The organism is Actinoplanes sp. TFC3 (genome assembly GCF_001553785.1).
GTDB lineage: Bacteria > Actinomycetota > Actinomycetes > Mycobacteriales > Micromonosporaceae > Actinoplanes.
Genome location: NZ_LOJP01000001.1, coordinates 328,938 through 349,358, shown reverse-complemented (window position 1 = coordinate 349,358; position 20,421 = coordinate 328,938). Strand labels below are relative to the sequence as shown.

The 20,421-nt window shown below is 68.4% G+C and carries 18 protein-coding genes; all 18 read right to left on the bottom strand.

The genetic code is table 11. From position 1 onward, the window contains the following. Positions 1-122: 122 nt before the first annotated feature. The 18 genes from nuoN to mqnC all read right to left on the bottom strand — a co-directional run bounded on the left by nuoN (position 123) and on the right by mqnC (position 20,326). Positions 123-1,655, bottom strand: a complete 1,533-nt coding sequence (nuoN, locus tag TFC3_RS01590; RefSeq protein ID WP_067494589.1) for an NADH-quinone oxidoreductase subunit NuoN — start codon at positions 1,653-1,655, stop codon at positions 123-125. A gap of 3 nt (positions 1,656-1,658) precedes the next feature. Next, positions 1,659-3,197 (bottom strand): NADH-quinone oxidoreductase subunit M, encoded by a 1,539-nt coding sequence (locus TFC3_RS01585; RefSeq protein ID WP_067494587.1) that lies wholly within the window; start codon positions 3,195-3,197, stop codon positions 1,659-1,661. Continuing rightward, positions 3,197-5,137, bottom strand: coding sequence for an NADH-quinone oxidoreductase subunit L (nuoL, locus tag TFC3_RS01580; RefSeq protein WP_067494584.1), 1,941 nt, complete (start codon positions 5,135-5,137; stop codon positions 3,197-3,199). Before nuoL ends, TFC3_RS01585 begins: the two co-directional genes overlap by 1 nt. Positions 5,138-5,149: 12 nt before the next feature. After that, entirely contained in the window at positions 5,150-5,449 is a 300-nt protein-coding gene (nuoK, locus tag TFC3_RS01575) for an NADH-quinone oxidoreductase subunit NuoK (RefSeq protein WP_015618499.1), read from the bottom strand. Beyond that, the gene (locus tag TFC3_RS01570; protein WP_153040059.1) at positions 5,446-6,213 is read right to left on the bottom strand and encodes an NADH-quinone oxidoreductase subunit J; all 768 of its coding nucleotides are present in this window, start codon (positions 6,211-6,213) and stop codon (positions 5,446-5,448) included. The genes nuoK and TFC3_RS01570 overlap by 4 nt, the downstream gene beginning before the upstream one ends. Beyond that, a complete protein-coding gene (nuoI, locus tag TFC3_RS01565) occupies positions 6,210-6,842 on the bottom strand; it encodes an NADH-quinone oxidoreductase subunit NuoI (protein WP_067494579.1) in 633 nt (210 codons plus the stop codon). Before nuoI ends, TFC3_RS01570 begins: the two co-directional genes overlap by 4 nt. 1 nt (position 6,843) lies before the next feature. Next, positions 6,844-8,214 (bottom strand): NADH-quinone oxidoreductase subunit NuoH, encoded by a 1,371-nt coding sequence (gene nuoH / locus TFC3_RS01560; RefSeq protein WP_369819660.1) that lies wholly within the window; start codon positions 8,212-8,214, stop codon positions 6,844-6,846. A 5-nt stretch (positions 8,215-8,219) separates the two neighbouring features. Then, positions 8,220-10,691: an NADH-quinone oxidoreductase subunit G gene (locus TFC3_RS01555; RefSeq protein ID WP_067494573.1), complete on the bottom strand. Its 2,472-nt coding sequence runs from the start codon at positions 10,689-10,691 to the stop codon at positions 8,220-8,222. After that, complete coding sequence (gene nuoF / locus TFC3_RS01550) at positions 10,691-12,007, bottom strand: NADH-quinone oxidoreductase subunit NuoF (RefSeq protein WP_067494571.1); 1,317 nt, start codon at positions 12,005-12,007, stop codon at positions 10,691-10,693. The genes TFC3_RS01555 and nuoF overlap by 1 nt, the downstream gene beginning before the upstream one ends. Beyond that, positions 12,004-13,203, bottom strand: a complete 1,200-nt coding sequence (gene nuoE / locus TFC3_RS01545) for an NADH-quinone oxidoreductase subunit NuoE (RefSeq protein ID WP_067494569.1) — start codon at positions 13,201-13,203, stop codon at positions 12,004-12,006. The genes nuoF and nuoE overlap by 4 nt, the downstream gene beginning before the upstream one ends. Further along, positions 13,204-14,529, bottom strand: coding sequence for an NADH-quinone oxidoreductase subunit D (locus TFC3_RS01540; protein WP_067494566.1), 1,326 nt, complete (start codon positions 14,527-14,529; stop codon positions 13,204-13,206). After that, entirely contained in the window at positions 14,526-15,245 is a 720-nt protein-coding gene (locus tag TFC3_RS01535; RefSeq protein ID WP_067494563.1) for an NADH-quinone oxidoreductase subunit C, read from the bottom strand. The genes TFC3_RS01540 and TFC3_RS01535 overlap by 4 nt, the downstream gene beginning before the upstream one ends. After that, positions 15,242-15,913: an NADH-quinone oxidoreductase subunit B family protein gene (locus tag TFC3_RS01530; RefSeq protein WP_067494560.1), complete on the bottom strand. Its 672-nt coding sequence runs from the start codon at positions 15,911-15,913 to the stop codon at positions 15,242-15,244. Before TFC3_RS01530 ends, TFC3_RS01535 begins: the two co-directional genes overlap by 4 nt. Before the next feature lie 10 nt (positions 15,914-15,923). Beyond that, the gene (locus TFC3_RS01525; RefSeq protein ID WP_067494557.1) at positions 15,924-16,289 is read right to left on the bottom strand and encodes an NADH-quinone oxidoreductase subunit A; all 366 of its coding nucleotides are present in this window, start codon (positions 16,287-16,289) and stop codon (positions 15,924-15,926) included. A 78-nt stretch (positions 16,290-16,367) separates the two neighbouring features. Continuing rightward, a complete protein-coding gene (locus tag TFC3_RS01520) occupies positions 16,368-17,648 on the bottom strand; it encodes a geranylgeranyl reductase family protein (RefSeq protein WP_067494555.1) in 1,281 nt (426 codons plus the stop codon). Between the two features lie 168 nt (positions 17,649-17,816). Beyond that, entirely contained in the window at positions 17,817-18,059 is a 243-nt protein-coding gene (locus tag TFC3_RS01515; protein ID WP_067494552.1) for a hypothetical protein, read from the bottom strand. A 39-nt stretch (positions 18,060-18,098) separates the two neighbouring features. After that, positions 18,099-18,794, bottom strand: a complete 696-nt coding sequence (locus tag TFC3_RS01510) for a demethylmenaquinone methyltransferase (RefSeq protein WP_067494549.1) — start codon at positions 18,792-18,794, stop codon at positions 18,099-18,101. 299 nt (positions 18,795-19,093) lie between these two features. Then, positions 19,094-20,326: a cyclic dehypoxanthinyl futalosine synthase gene (gene mqnC / locus TFC3_RS01505; protein ID WP_067494547.1), complete on the bottom strand. Its 1,233-nt coding sequence runs from the start codon at positions 20,324-20,326 to the stop codon at positions 19,094-19,096. Positions 20,327-20,421 lie beyond the last annotated feature (95 nt).

The following is a 20,421-nucleotide window of genomic DNA, read 5'->3' as shown; positions in this document are numbered from 1 at the left end:
CTTCCCACCCTCACCCCCCGGCCGGCCCGTCCGCTCGGTCAAGCCGTCAAGCGCGCATGACGGAAGATTGACACCAATGAAAAAGCCCCGGCCACCATGAGCCGGGGCTGTTTCACGGTGAGCTATCTGACGAATTGCGCGGCGTCGTTGGTGAGGTCGAGCAGCGGCGCCGGCACCACGCCCAGCGCGAACGTCGCGATGACCCCGATCGCCAGGGCCGCAGAGGTCAGGAAGCCCGGGATCGACACCGCCGGGGTGGTCTCGCCCGGCTCGGACAGCCACATCAGCACGACGACCCGCAGGTACGGGAAGGCGAGCAGCATGCTGGTGATCACGCCGAAGATGACCAGCCAGGTCTGCCCGCCGTCGATCGCCGCCCCGAACACCGCGAACTTGCTGGTGAAGCCGCTGGTGAGCGGGATGCCGGCAAACGCCAGCAGGATGAACGAGAAGATCGCGGCGAACACCGGGCTCTTGCGACCCAGCCCGGCCCAGCGGGACAGGTGGGTGGCCTCGCCCTCGGAGTCACGCACCAGCGAGACGATGCCAAACGCGGCCAGCACCGAGAAGCCGTACGCGACCAGGTAGAACATCGTGCTGGACAAGCCCTCCTTGTTGAGCGCCAGCACCCCCACCAGCAGGTAGCCCGCGTTGGCGATGGAGGAGTAGGCCAGCAGCCGCTTCATCTCCGTCTGCGTGACCGCCAGCACCGCGCCGACCAGCATCGTCAGCACCGCGATGACCCCGAGCACCGGCTGGAAGTCCCAGCGCACCCCGTCGAAGGCCACGTACAGCACCCGCAGCAGGGCGCCGAACGCGGCAACCTTGGTGCAGGCTGCCATCAGCGCGGTCACCGGGGTCGGAGCGCCCTGGTAGACGTCCGGCGTCCACACGTGGAAGGGCACCGCAGCGCTCTTGAACAGCAGCCCGATCGACACCAGGGCCAGCCCGCCGAACAGCAGCACCTCACTGCGCGACGGGTCGGCGACCGCAGCGTGGATGGACGCCAGGTCGACGCCCCCGCTGAAGCCGTAGATCAGGGCCACACCGAACAGGAAGAAGGCCGACGCGTACGAGCCCAGCAGGAAGTACTTCAACGCTGCCTCCTGGCTCAGCAGGCGGCGGCGCCGGGCCAGCGCGCAGAGCAGGTAGAGCGGCAGCGAGAAGACTTCGAGCGCGACGAACATCGTCAGCAGGTCGTTCGCCGCGACGAACAGCAGCATGCCGCCCAGCGCAAAGATCGTCAGCGGGTACACCTCGGTGGCCCCGGGCTGCCCGCCGACCTGCTTGAGGTCCTTCTGCGAGCCGACCGTCACCGCGGCCTGCGATACGAACGAGCCACCCGGCTCGATCGCGCGCTCGCCGATCAGCATCAGAGACACGATGCCGAGCAGCAGGATCGAGCCCTGCAGGAACAGCGTCGGGCCGTCCACCGCCACCGCACCGCCGATGGTGACAATCCGGGTGTCGCGCACCAGGATCACCGTGACCAGCGCGGCGACCAGCGCTACCAGCGCCAGGGCCAGCTGCACGACGTGCCGCCGGGCCCGGGGCACCAACGCCTCGAAGAGCACGCCAAGGCAGGCCGCGCCGAACAGGATCAGCATCGGCGCCAACGCGGCGTAGTTGATGTCGGGAAGTTTCAGGTCGTCCATGGCTTACCGCGCCACCCTTCCGTTCGCGACCGCTGGGGGCACCGGGTCGGTCTTTCCGACGTCCTGCATGGTCGCCTGCACCGCGGGGTTGATCACATCGGTGACCGGCTTCGGGTAGAAGCCGAGGAGCAGCAGCAGAAGGACAAGCGGCGCGACGACGACCTTCTCGCGCAACGTGATGTCCTTGTGCATGGCCGGGGTTTGCTCGACGGCCGGGTTGAGCGTGCCCTGCGTGGTGCGCTGCACCATCCAGAGCACGTAGGCCGCGGCGAGGATGATGCCGGCGGTGGCGATGACCGCGTACACCTTGTGGGTGGTGAAGGTGCCGATCAGCACCAGGAACTCGCTGACGAACGGCGCGGTTCCGGGCAGCGCCAGCGACGCCAGACCGGCGAAGAACAGCAGCCCGGCCAGCACCGGCACCAGCTTGCCGGCCCCGCCGAAGTCGCTGACCAGCGACGAGCCGCGGCGGGCCACGAACATGCCGACGACCAGGAACAGCAGGCCGGTGGCGAGACCGTGGTTGACCATGTACAGCACCGAGCCGGTGCCCGCCTGGGTGGTGAAGGCGAAGATGCCGATGCCGATGAACCCGAAGTGGGCGATCGAGGTGTACGACACCAGGCGCTTGAGGTCGTGCTGGCCGATCGCGAGCAGGGCGGCGTACAGGATGCCGATGACGCCCAGGATCAGCGCCGCCGGGGCGAACCAGCGCGACGCCTCCGGGAAGATCGGCAGGCAGTAACGCAGGATGCCGAACGTTCCCACCTTGTCCAGCACGCCCACGAGCAGCGCGGCCGCGGGTGCCGGAGCGGCCCCACCGGCGTCGGGCAGCCAGGTGTGGAACGGGAAGAACGGCGCCTTGACCGCAAACGCGATGAAGAAGCCCAGGAACAGCCAGCGCGCGGTGCCGGTGTTGAACGAGCTCGACGCGTCGGTCAGCGCCTGCCAGTCGAACGTGTGACCGCCGACCACCCACAGGCCGATCACCGCAGCCAGCATGAACAGACCGCCGACCAGCGAGTAGAGGAAGAACTTCACCGCGGCGTACTGCCGGCGCTGGCCGCCGAACGAGCCGATGATGAAGTACATCGGCACGAGCATGACCTCGAAGAACACGTAGAACAGGAAGACGTCGGCGGCCGCGAAGACGCCGATCATCGTGCACTCCAGCGCCAGCAGCAGCGCGAAGTACGTGGGCACCGAGCGCTCGTTCTCGTCGACGTCGTGCCAGGAGGCCAGCATCACCAGCGGCACCAGCAGCGCGATGAGCACTAGCATGACCAGCGCGATGCCGTCGGTGGCGAAGGTGAAGCGGGCGTTCCAGGTGGGGATCCACTGGTACGACTCACGGAACTGGAACCGGTCGCCGCCGGCCTCGAACGCGACCCACATGACGATGCTCAGCGCGAGCACCACCACCGACCAAGCCAGCGCGACGGTCTTGGCGAGTTTCGCCTTGCCGCGCGGGATGAAGGCCACCACCGCCGCGCCTACCAGGGGCAGGAGCGTCAGGATGGACAGGAACGGGAAGTCCTTCATTACGCCAACCACCCCAGCTGGATCGCGAGGAACGCGCCGACGACCAGCACGGCGCCGGTGAGCATGGACAACGCGTACGACCGCACGAACCCGGTCTGCAGCCGGCGCAACCGCCCGGAGCCGCCACCGACCGCCGCCGCAAGCCCGTTGACCGCCCCGTCGATCCCCCGGTTGTCGAGGTAGACCAGGGCGCGGGTGAGGTAGATGCCGGGCCGCTCGAACACCGCTTCGTTGATCGCGTCGGTGTAGAGGTTGCGGCGGGCGGCCGTGACCACCACACCGGCCGGCTCCGGCGCGAGCGCAGTGCCCTTGCGGAACAGCGCCCAGGCCAGGCCCGCGCCCACCAGCGTCACGACGATGCTCAGCGTGGTCAGCAACCAGTGCGCGAGCACCGGCGTGGCCTCGGCTTCCTCCTGGCCGAAGACCGGCTCCAGCCAGTCGGGCACCGAGGTCGACATCAGGTAACCGGCCCCGATCGAGCCGAGCGCCAGCAGCATCAGCGGCACCGTCATGATGAACGGCGACTCGTGCGGATGCTTGTTGTCCTCGGTGTAGCGCTCCGGACCGTGGAAGGTGAGCACGAACAGCCGGGTCATGTAGAACGCGGTGAGCCCGGCGCCGAGCAGCGCGGCCAGGCCGTACAGCCAAGCGGTCCAGCCCTCGCGTTCGAAGGCCGCCACGATGATCGGCTCCTTGGAGAAGAAGCCGGACAGCGGCGGGATGCCGATGATGGCCAGCCAGCCCATCATGAACGTCAGCCAGGTCCACTTCATGTACTTGCGCAGCCCGCCGAAGCGGCGGATGTCGACCTGGTCGTGCATGCCGTGCATGACCGAGCCGGCGCCGAGGAACATGTTGGCCTTGAAGAAGCCGTGCGCGAGCAGGTGGATGATGGCCAGCGCGTACGCCGCCCCGCCGAGCCCGACGCCAAGGAACATGTAACCGATCTGGCTGACCGTGGACCAGGCGAGCACCCGCTTGATGTCGTCCTTGGCCGCGCCGATGATGCAGCCCATCAGCAGCGTGAGCGCGCCGACGCTGACCACGATCGTCTGCAGCGTGGCGTTCGCGGTGAAGATGGCGTGCGAGCGGGCGATCAGGTAGACGCCCGCGGTGACCATCGTGGCCGCGTGGATCAGGGCCGAGACCGGGGTCGGGCCCTCCATCGCGTCAGGCAGCCAGGCGTGCAGCGGGAACTGACCGGACTTACCGGCCGCTCCGAGCAGCAGCAACAGACCCATGACGAGCACTGTCGCGCCGGACAGGGCCGAGACGCCGTTGAAGACCTCGTCGTACTGGGTGGTGCCGAGCGTGGCGAACATCGTGAAGATGCCGATGGCCAGGCCGGCGTCGCCGATCCTGTTCATCAGGAACGCCTTCTTACCGGCGGTGGCCGCGGACGGCCGGTTGTACCAGAACGAGATCAGCAGGTACGACGCGAGACCCACGCCCTCCCAGCCGAAGTACAGCATCACGTAGTTGTTGCCGAGCACCAGCAGCAGCATGGCCGCGACGAACAGGTTGAAGTACGCGAAGAACCTGCGCCGTCCCGGGTCGTGCTCCATGTAACCCACCGCGTACAGGTGGATCAGCGAGCCGACGCCGGTGATCAGCAGCACGAAGATGCCGGACAACGGGTCGAACAGCAGCCCGAAGTCGACGTGCAGGCCGCCGGCACCCTGGGTGCCGACGACGATGAAGTCCCACAGGCTCTGCTGAGCCGACCGGTGCGCCTCGTCGAGCGAGCCGAGCTTGATGAACATCGTCAGGCCCAGCACGAACGTTGCCGCTACGGCCAGGACACCGAGCCAGTGCCCCCACTTGTCGGACCGCTTGCCGAGCAGCAGCAGAATCGCCGCGCTGGCCAGCGGGATAGCGACAAGTAACCATATACCGGACAGAAGGCCCGTGGCGTGGCCATAGTCCACTGTCTGTTCCACGTGACGGCCCCTTTAGTACTTGAGGAGGTTGGCGTCGTCGACGCTTGCCGAGCGCCGGGTCCGGAAGATCGACATGATGATCGCGAGCCCGACCACGACCTCGGCCGCCGCGACGACCATCACGAAGAACGAGATGATCTGACCGTCGAGGCTGCCGTTGATCCGGCTGAACGTGACCAGCGCGAGGTTCGCCGCGTTCAGCATCAGCTCGATGCACATGAACAGCACGATCGCGTTGCGGCGAACCAGCACCCCGGCAGCGCCGATGGTGAACAAGATGGCCGCCAGTACGAGGTAATAGTCAGGAGTCACTTCTCTGTCCTCTTGGGTGCGGCCTCGGTGGCAGTCAGCTCGCGGACGGGAAGGATCGGCGACAGGCTGCGTTCGGACTCGTTGCCATCGGGCAGGCGAGCCGGCGCGGCTACCGACATGGTGTTGGCGTACACGCCCGGGCCAGCCTTGGGACCGGGGTAGTTGCCGGGCCGGAAACGCTCCTTCATGCGCGTGACCTGGTCCGCGATGTCCGCCTTGGCCCGCTCCACGTGGGCGAGCACCATCGCACCAACCGCCGCCGTGATGAGCAGCGCGGACGTGACCTCGAAGGCGAACACGTACTTGGTGAACAGCAGCCGGGCGATGCCCTGCACGTTGCCGGCCGCGTTGGCGTCGGCCAGCCCGGCCACGTCGGCGTCGCCCAGCGAGCGGGCCAGCCCGGTCGCGACCAGCACCCCGAAACCGACCCCGAGCAGGATCGCCGCGACCCGCTGGCCCCGCAGCGTCTCGATCAGCGAGTCGGAGGCATCCCGGCCCACCAGCATCAGGACGAACAGGAACAGCATCATGATCGCGCCGGTGTAGACGATGATCTGCACCGCGCCCAGGAACGGCGCGGAGTTGACCACATACAGGAAGCCGAGGCAGAGCATCGTCACGACGAGCCACAGGGCGGAGTGCACAGCGTTGCGCGCGAGCACCATGCCCAGGCCGCCGATGACCGCCAGGCTGCCGAGGATCCAGAACCCCCAGGCCTCACCCGTGGACACCTGGGCGGCGGCGTCGGCCGCGTAGTACATCATCGCGCGCCTTCCTTCCGCACGGTGCCCGCCGTCTCCGGGCGCCCGGCCGGGTCCACAGCGGTCGCGGCGTCATCCGCGCCGGTCTGAGCCCAGGGAGCCCGCTCGGCGCCGGCCGAGGTGCCCGGGTTGGTCAGCGCGCCGACGTAGTAGTCCTTGTCGGTTTCGCCGAGCCGCATCGGGTGCGGCGGCTGCTCCATGCCCGGCAGCAGCGGGGCCAGCAGTTCCTTCTTGGTGAAGATGAGGTCCTGGCGGCTGTCGCGGGCCAGCTCGTACTCGTTGCTCATGGTCAGCGAACGGGTCGGGCAGGCCTCGATGCACAGTCCGCAGAAGATGCACCGCGCGTAGTTGATCTGATAGATGCTCGCGTAGCGCTCACCGGGCGAGAAGCGCTGCTCGTCGGTGTTGTTGCCACCCTCGACGTAGATCGCGTCGGCCGGGCAGGCCCACGCGCACAGCTCGCAGCCGATGCACTTCTCCAGGCCGTCCGGGTGCCGGTTGAGGATGTGCCGCCCGTGGTAGCGCGGCGCCGGCTTCGGCGGTGAGAACGGATAGTCGGTGGTGATGACCTTGCGGAACATGTGCGCGAAGGTCACCCCGAAGCCCTTGAAGGAGCCGGTGAACGTACCCACGTCACACCTCCTTCTCTTCGTCGTCCGGCGCGGGGATGCCGCCGGCCGTGGCGGGCTGGCGCTCGGCCACCGCGCGGCGGGCCCGGGGGCTGGGGGGAACCTGCAGATCCATCGGCGGCACCGGGAAGCTGCCCGGCGGCCGCGCGGCCAATTGCTCCTCGATGGAGTAGCTGCGTTGCTTCTTGCTGGCCGGCCAGAGCAGCGCGATGCCGAGCACGATCACCGCCGCAACGAAGTAGACCAGCCAGCGCTGGCCGCCGTCGATCCGGTCGTTGGTGACCCGCACACCTGCCAGGAACAGGATCCAGACCAGGTTGATCGGGATCAGCACCTTCCAGCCGAAGCGCATGAACTGGTCGTAGCGCATCCGGGGCAGGGTGGCCCGCAGCCAGATGAAGCCGAACAGCAGGATCAGCACCTTCACCAGCCACCAGACCAGCGGCCACCAGCCGGAGTTGGCCCCGGCCCAGAAGCTGGTGATCGGAGCCGGAGCCCGCCAGCCGCCGAGGAACAGCGTGGTGGCGAACGCCGAGACGGTGATCATGTTGATGTACTCGGCCAGGAAGAACAGCGCGAACTTGAACGACGAGTACTCGGTGTGGAATCCGCCGACCAGCTCGGACTCCGCCTCGGGCAGGTCGAACGGCGCGCGGTTGGTCTCACCGACGGCCGCGATGCAGTAGATGATGAAGCTGGGCAGCAGCAGGACCGCATACCAGCTGGGGGCGGTCGGGTTCCAGCCCAGGATGTCGAAGCCCGCCTCGCCGTTGCCGGCCTGCGCCTTGACGATCTGCGAGGTGGACATCGACCCCGCCGTCATGAAGACCGCGACGATCGACAGACCCATGGCGACCTCGTACGAGATCATCTGCGCACTCGACCGCAGGCCACCGAGCAGCGGGTACGTCGACCCGGACGCCCAACCGGCCAGCACCACGCCGTACACGCTCATGGACGAGCAAGCGAGCAACACCAGAACCGATACCGGCACGTCGGTGAGCTGCAGCGCGGTGTGGTGGCCGAAGATCGACACCACCGGGCCGAACGGGATCACCGAGAACGCGGTGAATGCACAGGTCGCCGAGATGACCGGGGCGATGAAGTAGACCACCTTGTCGGCGGTCTTGGGGATGATCTCCTCCTTGAACGGCAGCTTGATGCCGTCGGTGAGGCTCTGCAGCCAGCCCTTGGGGCCGACCTGGTTGGGGCCCGGCCGCACGGCCATCCGGGCCACGACCTTGCGCTCGTAGTTGATCGTGAAAAGCGTCAGCAGCAGCAGGATCACGAACACGCCGAACAGCTTGATCAGCGTGATCCACCAGACGTCGTCCTCGAACGTCTGCAGCGTCGGATCCTGCGCGGCGGCGAGGATGTTCATCAGTTGTCCCCCTGAGCGAGGATCGGCCCCGGCTTACCGGCGGTCAGCCGCACCACGGCCCCGGACGTGACGCCCAGGCTGCGCCGCAGCGTCGATCCGGGCGAGTTCGTCGGCACCCACACCACCTGCGGCGCGAGCTCCGTGATGGCGGCCGGCAGGGTGATTGCCCCCCGGTCGGTGCCGACCGTGACCGCGTCACCGTCGGCGATGCCCAGCGACTCGGCGAGGTCCTTGCCGAGCCGCACGACCGGCGGCCGGGCCGTGCCGGCCAGCACCTCGTCGCCGTCGAGCAGCGTGCCGTTGTCGAGCAGCTGGTGCCAGGACGCCAGCACCGCCTCGCCCGCACCGGGCTTGGGCAGGCTGCCCGCGGCCACCCCGGGCAGCGCCGGGCGTGCCGACGCGCTGGCCGGCATCGCACCCAGCTCGCGGCGGATCGCGCCGACGTCCCCGGTGCCCAGCACCACGTCCAACAGCGCGGCGATGGCTTCGAGCACCCGCCCGTCGGTCATGGCACCGGTCGGCAGGACGGCCTCGAAGGTGCGCAGCCGGCCCTCCCAGTCCATGAACGTGCCCGACTTCTCGGCGGCCGGGGCGATCGGCAGCACCACGTCGGCGTGCCGGGTCACGGCGCTGTGCCGCAGCTCCACGCTGACCAGGAACGGCACCGCGGTCAGGGCTTGCTCAGCCCGGCGCGGGTCGGCCAGGTCGTTCGGGTCCACACCGGCGACCAGCAGGGCGGCGAGCGTGCCGTCGGCCGCGGCCGCCACGATCGCGTCGGTGTCGCGGCCCACCCCGGCCGGCAGCGCGTCCGCGGCGACGTCCCAGGCACGGGCAAGCTCCGCGCGAGCGCCGGCGTCAGCGACCGGACGGCCCCCGGGCAGCAGGTTGGGCAGGCAGCCGGCGTCGACCGCACCGCGGTCCCCGGCCCGCCGCGGCACCCAGGCGATCCGGGCACCGGTGCGGGCGGCCAGCGCGGCTGCGGCGGACAGCCCACCGGGCACACCGGCCAGCCGCTCACCGACGATCAGCAGCGAACCGGGGGCGGCCAGCGCGGCGGCCACGGCCGGGTCGGTGCCGAGCAGCCGGGCCTCGTCGCCGGGCACCGCTGCGACCAGCGCCGCACCCAGCTTCTCCAAGCCCCGGCTCAGGAACGGCGCCACCGCCGTGACCTGCAGCTTCTTCTTGTTGTGTCCCTTGCGCAGGCGCAGGAACAGGATCGGGCACTCCTCCTCGGGCTCCAACCCGACGATGACCGCCGATGGCGCGTTCTCGACGTCCTCGTAGGTGACGTCGCTGACCCCGGCCACCGAGGCGGCCAGGAAGTCGGCCTCCTCCGTGGACAGCGGGCGCGCCCGGAAGTCGATGTCGTTGGTGCCGAGCGCGACCCTGGCGAACTTCGCGTACGCGTACGCGTCCTCCACCGTCAGCCGTCCGCCGGTGAGCACGCCCACTCCCCGGCCCTTGGCCGCAGCCAGCCCCTCGGCCGCCGCGAGCAGCGCCTCGGACCAGGAAGCCTCGCGCAGCTCACCGCTGCCGGCGTCGCGGATGAGCGGGGTGGTGATGCGGTCGTAGCCGGTGGTGTAGCGGAAGCCCCACCGGCCCTTGTCGCAGTTCCACTCCTCGTTGACCGCGGGGTCGTCACCGGCCAGCCGGCGCAGCACCTTGCCGCGCCGGTGGTCGGCTCGCATCGCGCAGCCGGCCGCGCAGTGCTCGCAGGCCGTCGGCGTGGAGACCAGGTCGAACGGGCGGGCCCGGAACCGGTACTGCTCGCCGGTCAGCGCGCCGACCGGGCAGATCTGGATCGTGTTGCCGGAGAAGTAGGAGTTGAACGGGACATCGCCGGCACCCTCGCCGACCTGCCCGTCGCCGGTCCCCTCGCCACCGAAGAAGTCGTCGCGGTAGACGTTGATCTGCTCGCCGGAGGAGCGGTCCATCAGGTCGATGAACTTGTCCCCGGCGATCTCCTCGGAGAAGCGGGTGCAGCGCTGGCACAGGATGCAGCGTTCGCGGTCGAGCAGGACCTGGCTGCTGATGTGGATCGGCTTCTCATACTCGCGCTTGTGCTCGTGGAAGCGCGAGTCGGTGCGCCCGTTGGTCATCGCCTGGTTCTGCAGCGGGCACTCGCCGCCCTTGTCGCAGGTCGGGCAGTCCAGCGGGTGGTTGGCCAGCAGCAGCTCCATCACGCCGCCCTGCGCCTTCTGCGCGACCGGCGAGCTGAGCTGGGTCTTGACCACCATGCCCTCGGCCACCGTCTGGGTGCAGGAGGCCACCGGCTTGCGCTGGCCCTCCACCTCCACCAGGCACTGGCGGCAGGCGCCGGCCGGGGCCAGCAGCGGGTGGTCGCAGAACCGCGGGATCGCGATGCCCATCCGCTCGGCGACCCGGATGACCAGCTCACCCTTGGCGGCGGTCACCTCGACGCCGTCGATGGTGAGCGTGACCTCATCGGTCTTCTTGGCGACGTCGGTCATCAGTGCGCTCCTACCAGGGTCTTCGCGGACAGCCGCGGAGCCGTCCGGCCCTCGATGTAGTCGAGGTAGTCCTGCCGGAAGAACTTCAGCGTGGAGACGACCGGGGTCGCCGCGCCATCGCCCAGACCGCAGAACGACCGTCCGAAGATGTTGTCGGCGGTGTCCTGCAGGGTGTCGAGGTCCTGGTAGGTGCCTTCGCCCGAGAGAATCCGGCGGTACGTCCGCACCATCCAGTAGTTGCCCTCGCGGCAGGGGGTGCACTTGCCGCAGGACTCGTGGTGGTAGAACTCCAGCCAGCGCCAGGTCGCGTACACCGGGCAGTCCTGGTCGGAGAAGATCTGCATCGCGGTGGTGCCCAGGATCGAGCCGGCCGCCGAGACGCCCTCGAAGTCCATCGCGGTGTCGATGTGCTCGGCCGTGAGCAGCGGGGTGGACGAACCACCGGGTGTCCAGAACTTGAGGGTGTGTCCCGGCTTCATCCCGCCCGCCAGCTCGATCAGCTCGCGCAGCGTGATGCCCAGGCCGCACTCGTACTGCCCGGGGTTGGCGACCCGGCCGGACAGCGAGTAGATCATCGGTCCGGACGACTTCTCCGTGCCCATGCTCTTCCACCAGTCGGCGCCGCCCAGCACGATGTAGGGCACCGAGGCGATCGTCCCGACATTGTTGACCACCGTCGGGCTGGCGTAGAGACCGGCGACCGCGGGGAACGGCGGGCGCAGCCGGGGCTGACCGCGGAAGCCTTCCAGCGAGTCCAGCAGCGCGGTTTCCTCGCCGCAGATGTACGCCCCGGCTCCGCTGTGCACCACCAGGTCCAGGTCGAACCCGGAACCGAGGATGTTCTGCCCGAGGTAGCCCTTGGCATAGGCCTCCTTGACGGCATGGCGCAGCCGCCGCGCCGCGTGCACCGCCTCGCCGCGGATGTAGATGAACGCCCGGCTGGCCCGGATCGCGTACGACGCGATGATCGCGCCCTCCACGAGCGAGTGCGGGTCGTACGTCATCAGCGGCACGTCCTTGCAGGTCCCCGGCTCGCCCTCGTCGGCGTTGATGACCAGGTAGTGCGGCTTGCCGTCGCCCTGCGGGATGAAACCCCACTTGAGGCCGGTGGGGAACCCGGCGCCGCCGCGGCCGCGCAGCCCCGAGTCCTTGATCAGCTGGATCAGGTCGTCGGGGTGCACGTCGAGCGCCTTACGCACGGCGGCGTACCCGTCGAGCCGCTCGTACGTCTCGATCTTCCAGGCGTCCGGCGACAGCCAGCGCTTGGTGAGGACGGGGGTGAGTTTCTGGAGCACCTCACGCCGGGGCTGAGTCACTTGGTCTCCTCACTACCGCGCTGAGCGTTCTGCCACCCGGGGTTGTCCTTACCGGTGGACTGCTCGTTCGACCGGTGGGCGGCATTGGTGTCGCTCACGATGCTTTCGCCGCGCTCGCTGTCGCCGGCGGGCTTGCCGTCCCCCGCCGCCGCGTTGTCGCCGGTGGCCGTGGCCTCGGCCGCATTCGATGGGACGGGGCCGGACTGCGGCCGGGTGCCCGCACTGGCCGCGCCCGATCCCGGGGTGGCGGCGTCGGGGTTGCGGGCCTCGGCCGCGCGCACCTCGGGGTCCTTGACGTCGCCGGCCTTGACCGGCTCGCCGGAGTGGCGGTGCTCGACCTTCTCCACTACCGCCTTGACCGCGCCGGCCGCCTTGCGGGCAACGCTGGCGAGCTTGCTCTCGTGGTGCGGCTCGGCCGGGGCGGCGCTGGGCCGTACGGCATCCTTCACCGCCTTGGCCGACTCGTCGCGAGCCGGCTTGGTGGTGGGGATCGGGGTGTCGATGGTGAAGTTCGCCACCGCCACACCGTGTTCCTGGGCCAGGCTGACGCCGCGCAGCGACGGAGCACCGGCCCGGCCGTCCGCGACAGCGCCCTCGCGCTCGTCGGCGAACCCGGCGAGCTGGAACTGCATCTCCTTGAGCGAGCAGATCCGCGAGCCGCGGCTGGGCACCGGGCGCTCGCCGCGGCGCAACTGCTCGGCCAGGTCCACCGCCGCCTGCGGGGTGGCCTCGTCGATCGCGTAGTCGTAGTTGACCGTCACGACCGGCGCGTAATCGCAGGCCGCCAGGCACTCGGCATGTTCCAGGGTGATCGCGCCGTCGGCGGTGGTCTGGTCGTGGCCCACGCCCAGGTGCTCGACCAGGCCGTCGTAGACCTCCTGGCCGCCGAGCACGTTGCACAGGGTGTTCGTGCACACGCTGATCAGGTAGTCACCGGTCGGCTTGCGCTTGTACATCGTGTAGAACGTGGCCACCGCGCCGACCTGCGCCTTGTTGATGCGCAGGATCTCGGCGCAAAACGCGACGCCGGCCGGGCTGACGTAGCCCTCCTCGGTCTGCACCAGGTGCAGCAGCGGCAGGAGCGCGGAACGTTCGCGGCCCGCGGGGTAGCGGTCCAGAATTTCCAGGGCCGGAGCAAGCAGCTTCTCCGCCAGCGGCGCTGCGGCGGGAGTGAACTCCACTGTGGTCTCGGACATCTATCGGTCACACCCACCCATCACGGGGTCCAGGGAGGCGCCGCCGGCGATCACGTCGGCCAGCAGCGCACCTTCGGCCATTGCGGGAATGGCCTGCAGGTTCACGAAGCTCGGGTCGCGGTAGTGCACCCGGTAGGGGTGCGTGCCGCCGTCGGACACCGCGTGCACGCCGAGTTCGCCGCGCGGGTGCTCGATGCCCACGTACACCTGGCCCGGCGGGACCCGGAAGCCCTCGGTGACAAGCTTGAAGTGGTGGATCAGCGACTCCATCGACTGACCCATGATCTTGGCGACGTGCTCCAGCGAGTTGCCGAGCCCGTCCACGCCCAGCGCGAGCTGCGACGGCCAGGCGATCTTCTTGTCCTCGACGTAGATCGGCCCGGGACGCAGCCGGTCGAGCGCCTGCTCGACAATCTTCAGCGACTCGCGGATCTCGGCCACCCGCACCAGGTAGCGGCCCCACACGTCGGCTGTCTGGGCGGTCGGCACGTCGAACTCGTACGTCTCGTACCCGCAGTACGGCATCGTCTTGCGCAGGTCCCAGGCCAGGCCGGAAGCGCGCAGCACCGGGCCGGTGATGCCCAGCGACAGACAGCCGGTCACGTCGAGCACGGCGACGCCCTGGGTGCGCTCCTGCCAGATCACCTGGCCGGAGAGCATGGCTTCGTACTCCTTGAGCTTCTTCGGCATGTACGTCAGGAACTCGCGGATCTTCTTGATCGCGGATTCCGGCACGTCCTGCGACAGCCCGCCCGGACGGATGTAGCCGTTGTTCATCCGCAGCCCGGAGGTCTCCTCGAAAATGTCGAGGATGTACTCGCGCTCGCGGAAGCCGTACAGCATCATCGAGATCGCGCCGAGCTCCATGCCGGTGGTCGCCAGCCACACCAGGTGCGAAGCGATCCGCTGCAGCTCCATGAACATGACCCGGATCGTGTTCGTCCGCTCGGTGATCTGGTCGGTGATGCCGAGCAGCTTCTCCACCGCGAGGCAGTAACCCGCCTCGTTGAACATGTTGGACAGGTAGTCCATCCGGGTCACGAAGGTGACGCCCTGGGTCCAGTTGCGGTATTCGAGGTTCTTCTCGATGCCGGTGTGCAGGTATCCGATGACCGGCCGGACCTCGGTGACCGTCTCACCCTCGAGTTCGAGCACGAGCCGCAGCACGCCGTGCGTCGACGGGTGCTGCGGGCCCATGTTGACGACGATCTTCTCGTTGCTGAGCGGGTCGACGCTGCTGGTGACCGTGTCCCAGTCGCCACCGGTGACCGTGAAGACGCGGCCCTCGGTGGTTTCGCGTTCGGTGGCGTATCCGGACTGTGTCATTGGTAGACCCTCCGCTGGTCAGGAGGCGGAATTTCGGCGCCTTTGTACTCGACGGGCACGCCGCCGAGCGGGTAGTCCTTGCGCTGGGGGTGGCCATCCCAGTCGTCCGGCATGAGGATCCGGGTGAGGTTGGGGTGACCTTCGAAGACGACGCCGAACATGTCGTACGCCTCCCGCTCCTGCCAGTCGGCGGTCGGGTAGATCCCGGTCACGCTCGGCACCGGGGTGCCTGCGGCGACCGCGATCTCCAGGCGCACCCGGCGGCGGTACGTCATGGAGGTCAGCTGGTAGGTCACGTGCAGCCGGCGGTTGTCCGAGCCCAGGTAGTCGACGCCGTCCACCGAGGAGCAGAGTTCGAACCGCAGAGATTCGTCGTCTCTCATGATTCGGCAAACCTCGGCGATCTTCTCCGGCACAATGTGAAGAGTGAGTTCGCCACGATCGACGACCACCTTCTCGATCGCGTCGGAGAAGCCGGGATACGCCTCCTCCAGCGCGTCGTAGACCTCGTCGAAGTAGCCGCCGAAGGGCCGCTGGCTGTCCGCGGTGGTCGGCCGCTTGCGGGCCAGGCCACCGAAGCCGGAGACGTCACCGGTGCCCTTGACGCCGAACATGCCCTTGAGCGGGCTCGGCGGGATCTGGGCCGGGGCGTCGACGTTGGCGCCGACCGGCTGGGCGGCCGGTACGCCGCCGTCGGATTCGGAATGCGTTGTCACTTGCCACCCTCCCGCAGGTGCGGCTGGAGCTTCATCCAGTTCTCGATGCGCAACTGCTCCTCGCGGCCCTCCTTGACGGCCTGGGTCCACTCGGCCCGGCGGACCTTGTCCACCCGGTACGACGAGGGCATCGCGCCCGGCGCCACGACCGGCACGTCACCGCGCTCACGACGGGCCTCGAGCATCTTGCGGCCGTTGGGGCCCAGCGGGGTGGCCATGACCTTCTCGCGCATCTTGAGGATCGCGTCGATGAGCATCTCCGGGCGCGGCGGGCAGCCCGGCAGGTAGATGTCGACCGGGACGATGTGGTCGACGCCCTGCACGATCGCGTAGTTGTTGAACATGCCGCCGGACGAGGCGCACACGCCCATCGAGATGACCGAACGCGGCTCGGGCATCTGGTCATAGATCTGGCGTACGACCGGAGCCATCTTCTGGCTCACCCGGCCGGCCACGATCATCAGGTCGGCCTGGCGGGGCGAGGCGCGGAACACCTCCATGCCCCACCGGCCCAGGTCGTAGTGGGGTCCACCGGCGGCCATCATCTCGATGGCGCAGCAGGCCAGGCCGAAGGTCGCGCCCCAGAAGGACGACTTACGGGCCCAGTTGGACAGCTTCTCCACCGACGTCAGCAGGATGCCGCTCGGGAGTTTCTCTTCGATTCCCATAGGTTGCGCCTCAGTCCCAGTTGAGTCCGCCGCGCCGCCACACATAGGTGTAGGCGATGAAGACGGTGACGATGAAGAGGACCATCTCAACGAACCCGAACAGGCCCAGCGCCTCGAAGTTGACGGCCCACGGGTAGAGGAAAATCGTCTCGATGTCGAAGACGATGAAAAGCATCGCGGTCAGGTAGAACTTCACCGGGAAACGGCCGCCGCCAATAGGCTGCGGGGCCGGCTCGATGCCGCACTCGTACGCCTCGAGTTTCGCCCGGTTGTAGCGCTTCGGACCGACGATCGGGGCGATCGACACCGAGAAAAGGGCGAAGAGCGCGCCGAGAATCAGCAGTCCGACGATCGGTACGTAGGGATTGAGCGTCATGCCGTCTCCTGCTCGACTGTTAGCCGCTTCACACTATTTGTGTGCTTTTGCCTGTTGTCGACCGGGGTGCCCGAATTACTACACCGCCGGTGCCACCTTCGTGAGGGCATTGATGACCCGGTCCATGGCGTCGCCGTCCCGGGGATCGGTGAGGTTCGCGAGCAGCTTCAGCACGAAGCGCATCAGCGTCGGGTGCGGCATGCCGTGCTTGGTGGCGATGCGCATGATCTGCGGGTTGCCGATCAGCTTCACGAAGATGCCGCCGACCCGGTAGTAGCCACCGAAGCGGCTCTTGAGCTCGGCCGGATAAGCCTGCAGAGCCCGCTCGCGATCGGCGCCCGCGGCCCGGGCCAGCGCCTGCACCGCGACCTCGGCGGCCAGCTCGCCGGATTCCATGGCGTAGGCGATGCCCTCGCCGTTCATCGGGTTGACCATGCCGCCGGAGTCGCCGACCAGCAGCATTCCCCGGGTGTAGTGCGGCACCCGGTTGAAGCCCATCGGCAGCGCGGCCCCCAGGGTCGGGCCCTCGGCGTTGGCCTCGTCGCGCATCCCCCAGTCCTCGGGGGTGGTGGCGAGCCAGTCGGTGAGCAGCGCCCGGTAATTGGTCTTGCCGAAGGCGCTTGAGGAATTGAGGATGCCGAGCCCCACGTTGACCCGGCCCTCGCCGAGCCCGAAGATCCAGCCGTAGCCGGGCAGCAGCCGGTCGGGGTCCGAGGCGCTGCGCAACTCAAGCCAGGACTCGAGGTAGTCGTCACCGCTCCAGCCAGGGGCGTGGAAGTAGCGCCGGACGGCCACGCCGAGCGGGCGGTCGTCACGCTTGGCCAGGCCCATGGCGAGCGGGAGCTTGCCGGACACCCCGTCCGCCGCCACAACCAAAGGTGCGCGATACTGAACGGGCTCCTTACCCGGCCCGGCCTTGGCCTCGACCCCGATGGCCCGGCCGTCGGCGTCCAGCACCGGGCCGGTGACGTTCACACCGGTGCGCAGCAGCACGCCGGCTTCCACCGCGCGCCTGGCCAGCATGTCGTCGAAATCGAGGCGGGTACGAACGAGTCCGTAATTGGGGAAGCTCGCCAGGTCGGGCCAGTCCAGTTCCAGCCGGACCCCGCCGCCGATGACCCGCAGGCCGCGGTTCTGCAGCCAGCCGGCCTTCTCAGAGGTGTCGACGCCCATCCGGACGAGCTGGCGTACAGCCCGCGGAGTGAGTCCGTCGCCACAAACTTTCTCCCTGGGAAACTCCGTCTTTTCCAGCAGAAGTACTCTCAGACCGTGCCTGGCCATGTGGTAGGCCGCGGCGGATCCACCGGGCCCTGCCCCAACCACGATCACGTCTGCCTCGTCGGCGACGGTCTCGTTCACGGCATACCTCCGTATCGCGCTGGGCTAGATCAGCAATGCTGCTGAAAGCGGTGCTAGTGAAACAGTTCACAAGCTAGCCCAGTCCGGAGTCTAAGACCGGCATCGAGGCGGATCAGGGTTAGGGAACCCTAAGTGTTTCGGGCGTGTGAATTGCCCGCAATGCGAGGATTACTGTGTGTGCGCCCCGAGGCCGCGGTTGACCGCCTCGACATAGTCGCGGAATTTGCCGTCGGTGGCCTGGTCCAGCGATTCGACGAGTTCATCCAGGAGCACCTGGGCATACGCGGGGTTGTGTACCGCGACTCTGCGTAGTAAATCCGCCAGCTTCAATGCCCGGCGCTCTCCCTCATCGCGGTCGTCGATGGGGACGTCGATGTCCGCGTCGTCGACAAGCAGATCGGTAGTCGTCATACATCGAGCTAACACCCGAATAGCCGACGAAACGGGCTTTTAGCCCTTAATTGCTCGATGGAGGGCGACCACGCCGCCGGTCAAATTGCGCCAGCCCACCCGGCGCCAGGCGAGCGACCCGGCGATGCGAGCGGCCAGCGCCTGCTGGTCCGGCCAGGCGCGGATCGACTCGGCGAGATAGACGTACGCGTCCGGGTTGCTGGACACGCTGCGGGCCACCACTGGCAGACTGCGCATCAGGTACTGCATGTAGACCGTGCGGAAGGCCGGCATCGTGGGCGTGCTGAACTCGCACACCACCAGCCGCCCGCCGGGCCGGGTGACCCGGGCCAGCTCGTGCAGCGCGGCCTCGGTGTCAACGACGTTGCGCAGCGCGAAGGAGATCGTCACCGCGTCGAACGACTCGTCGGCGAACGGCAGCTTCAACGCGTCCCCGGCCACCAACGGCACCGTACGACCACTGGACCGCCCGGCCCGCAACATCCCGGTCGACAGGTCGGCCCCGACCGCGAAGGCCTCCGAGCGCTCCAGCTCCTCGGTCGACACCCCGGTGCCCGCGCCCACGTCGAGAACCCGCTCGCCGGGTCGCAGCCCGAGCGCGGAGCGGGTCGCCCGCCGCCAACCGCGGTCCTGCCCGCAGGCGAGCACGGTGTTGGTCAGGTCGTACCGCTTCGCCACGCCGTCGAACATCTCGGCGACCTCATGCGGCTGCTTGTCCAGGTCTGCGCGCGTCACGCCACGAATACTGCCACCCGGGGCAAACAGAACGGGCGGGATGGTGACCCATCCCGCCCGTTCCTTGTGCGTTATATATACGACCGCCATCGGTCGGGTCCGAACCCACCGCCGGCGGTCAGCTGCCTCGGCGACGCTTCAGGTACTGCTTGTTACGAAGGCAACGTAACCAGCGGGAACACGCCGTACCAGAGCGACACGGACCTCGTTACCGAGGAGCAATCAGCCCCTCCCCGGTCCACCGAGCAGCACCTGACCGATCGGCTTGACCGACCGGTCGTAAGGCGGAGCCGGACCCCTCAGCTTGCCTCGACCAGCGGTAGGTTCTTGCGGCCGCCGCCGGCGATCGCGATCGAGGAGAAGTGCGACATGACCCGCTCGTCGGTGGGGTCGTCGGCCTCGGTGCGGTGCACCGCCAGGTGGCGGTAGAGCGTGTCGCGCTGCGCCGGGATGCGGTCGGCCGTGCGGATCATCGAGATCAGCTCAAGCAGGTTGGAACGGTGCTTGGCGCCGGCCGAGGAGATGACGTTCTCCTCCAGCATGATCGAGCCGAGGTCGTCGACGCCCATGTGCAGCGACAGCTGACCGACGTCCTTGCCCGTGGTCAGCCAGGACGCCTGCAGGTGGGCGACGTTGTCGAAGAAGAGCCGGGACATCGCCACGAAGCGCAGGTATTCCATGTTCGTGGCCTGGGTGCGGCCCTTGAGGTGGTTGTTCTCCGGCTGGTAGGTCCACGGGATGAACGAGCGGAACCCGCCGGTGCCCTCGGCCTCGACCGGGGTGTCCTGGTAGCCGTTGGCCACCGCGAGGTCCTGCACGTCGCGGATCATCCGGATGTGCTCGATGCGCTCGGCGTTGGTCTCGCCGGTGCCCATCATCATGGTCGCGGTGCTGCTCAGCCCGTTGCGGTGGGCGATGGCCATGACCTCCAGCCAGCGCGCGCCGGACTCCTTCAGCGGAGCGATCGCCTTGCGCGGGCGCTCGGGCAGCATCTCGGCACCGGCTCCGGCGATCGAGTCGAGCCCGGCCGCCTTGATCCGCAGGACGGCCTCCTCGATGGAGGTGCCCGACACCTTGGCCATGTGCAGGATCTCGCTGGGCCCGATGGAATGGATGACCAGCTCCGGGTACGCCTGCTTGACCGAGGAGAACAGGTTCTCGTAGTACTCGATGCCGTAGTCGGGGTGGTGCCCGCCCTGCAGCATGACCTGGGTGGCACCGAGGTCGACGGCCTCGCCGCAGCGGTGGAGGATCTCCTCCATCGGGTGCGACCAGCCCTCCTTGTGCTTCGGGGCCCGGAAGAACGCACAGAACTTGCACGCCGTCACGCACACGTTCGTGTAGTTGATGTTGCGGTCGATCAGGTAGGTGACGATGCCGTCGGGGTAGCGGCGGCGGCGTACCGCATCGGCCGCCTCGCCCAGAGCGTGGAAGGGCGCGTCGGTGTAGAGCAGCAGCGCTTCCTCGGGCGTGATCCGCCCGCCGTCGGCCGCCCGCTGCAGGATGCTGTCGATCTCCGCGTTCACCGTCACGTTCTGAAGAGTACGTCTCCCGCGTACGAGTGGTCAGCGGTGCGGGTCACTGCCTGCCCGGGTCGCTAATCTCGACGAGGTTGAGCGTGAGGGGG

Bases quoted from the DNA above. Each gene is read 5' to 3' on its own strand.
- nuoN (WP_067494589.1), bottom strand. From the start codon at position 1,655: ATGGACGACCTGAAACTTCCCGACATCAACTACGCCGCGTTGGCGCCG.
- TFC3_RS01585 (WP_067494587.1), bottom strand. From the start codon at position 3,197: ATGAAGGACTTCCCGTTCCTGTCCATCCTGACGCTCCTGCCCCTGGTA.
- TFC3_RS01570 (WP_153040059.1), bottom strand. From the start codon at position 6,213: ATGATGTACTACGCGGCCGACGCCGCCGCCCAGGTGTCCACGGGTGAG.
- TFC3_RS01555 (WP_067494573.1), bottom strand. From the start codon at position 10,691: ATGACCGACGTCGCCAAGAAGACCGATGAGGTCACGCTCACCATCGAC.
- nuoE (WP_067494569.1), bottom strand. From the start codon at position 13,203: ATGTCCGAGACCACAGTGGAGTTCACTCCCGCCGCAGCGCCGCTGGCG.
- TFC3_RS01540 (WP_067494566.1), bottom strand. From the start codon at position 14,529: ATGACACAGTCCGGATACGCCACCGAACGCGAAACCACCGAGGGCCGC.
- TFC3_RS01530 (WP_067494560.1), bottom strand. From the start codon at position 15,913: ATGGGAATCGAAGAGAAACTCCCGAGCGGCATCCTGCTGACGTCGGTG.
- TFC3_RS01525 (WP_067494557.1), bottom strand. From the start codon at position 16,289: ATGACGCTCAATCCCTACGTACCGATCGTCGGACTGCTGATTCTCGGC.
- TFC3_RS01515 (WP_067494552.1), bottom strand. From the start codon at position 18,059: ATGACGACTACCGATCTGCTTGTCGACGACGCGGACATCGACGTCCCC.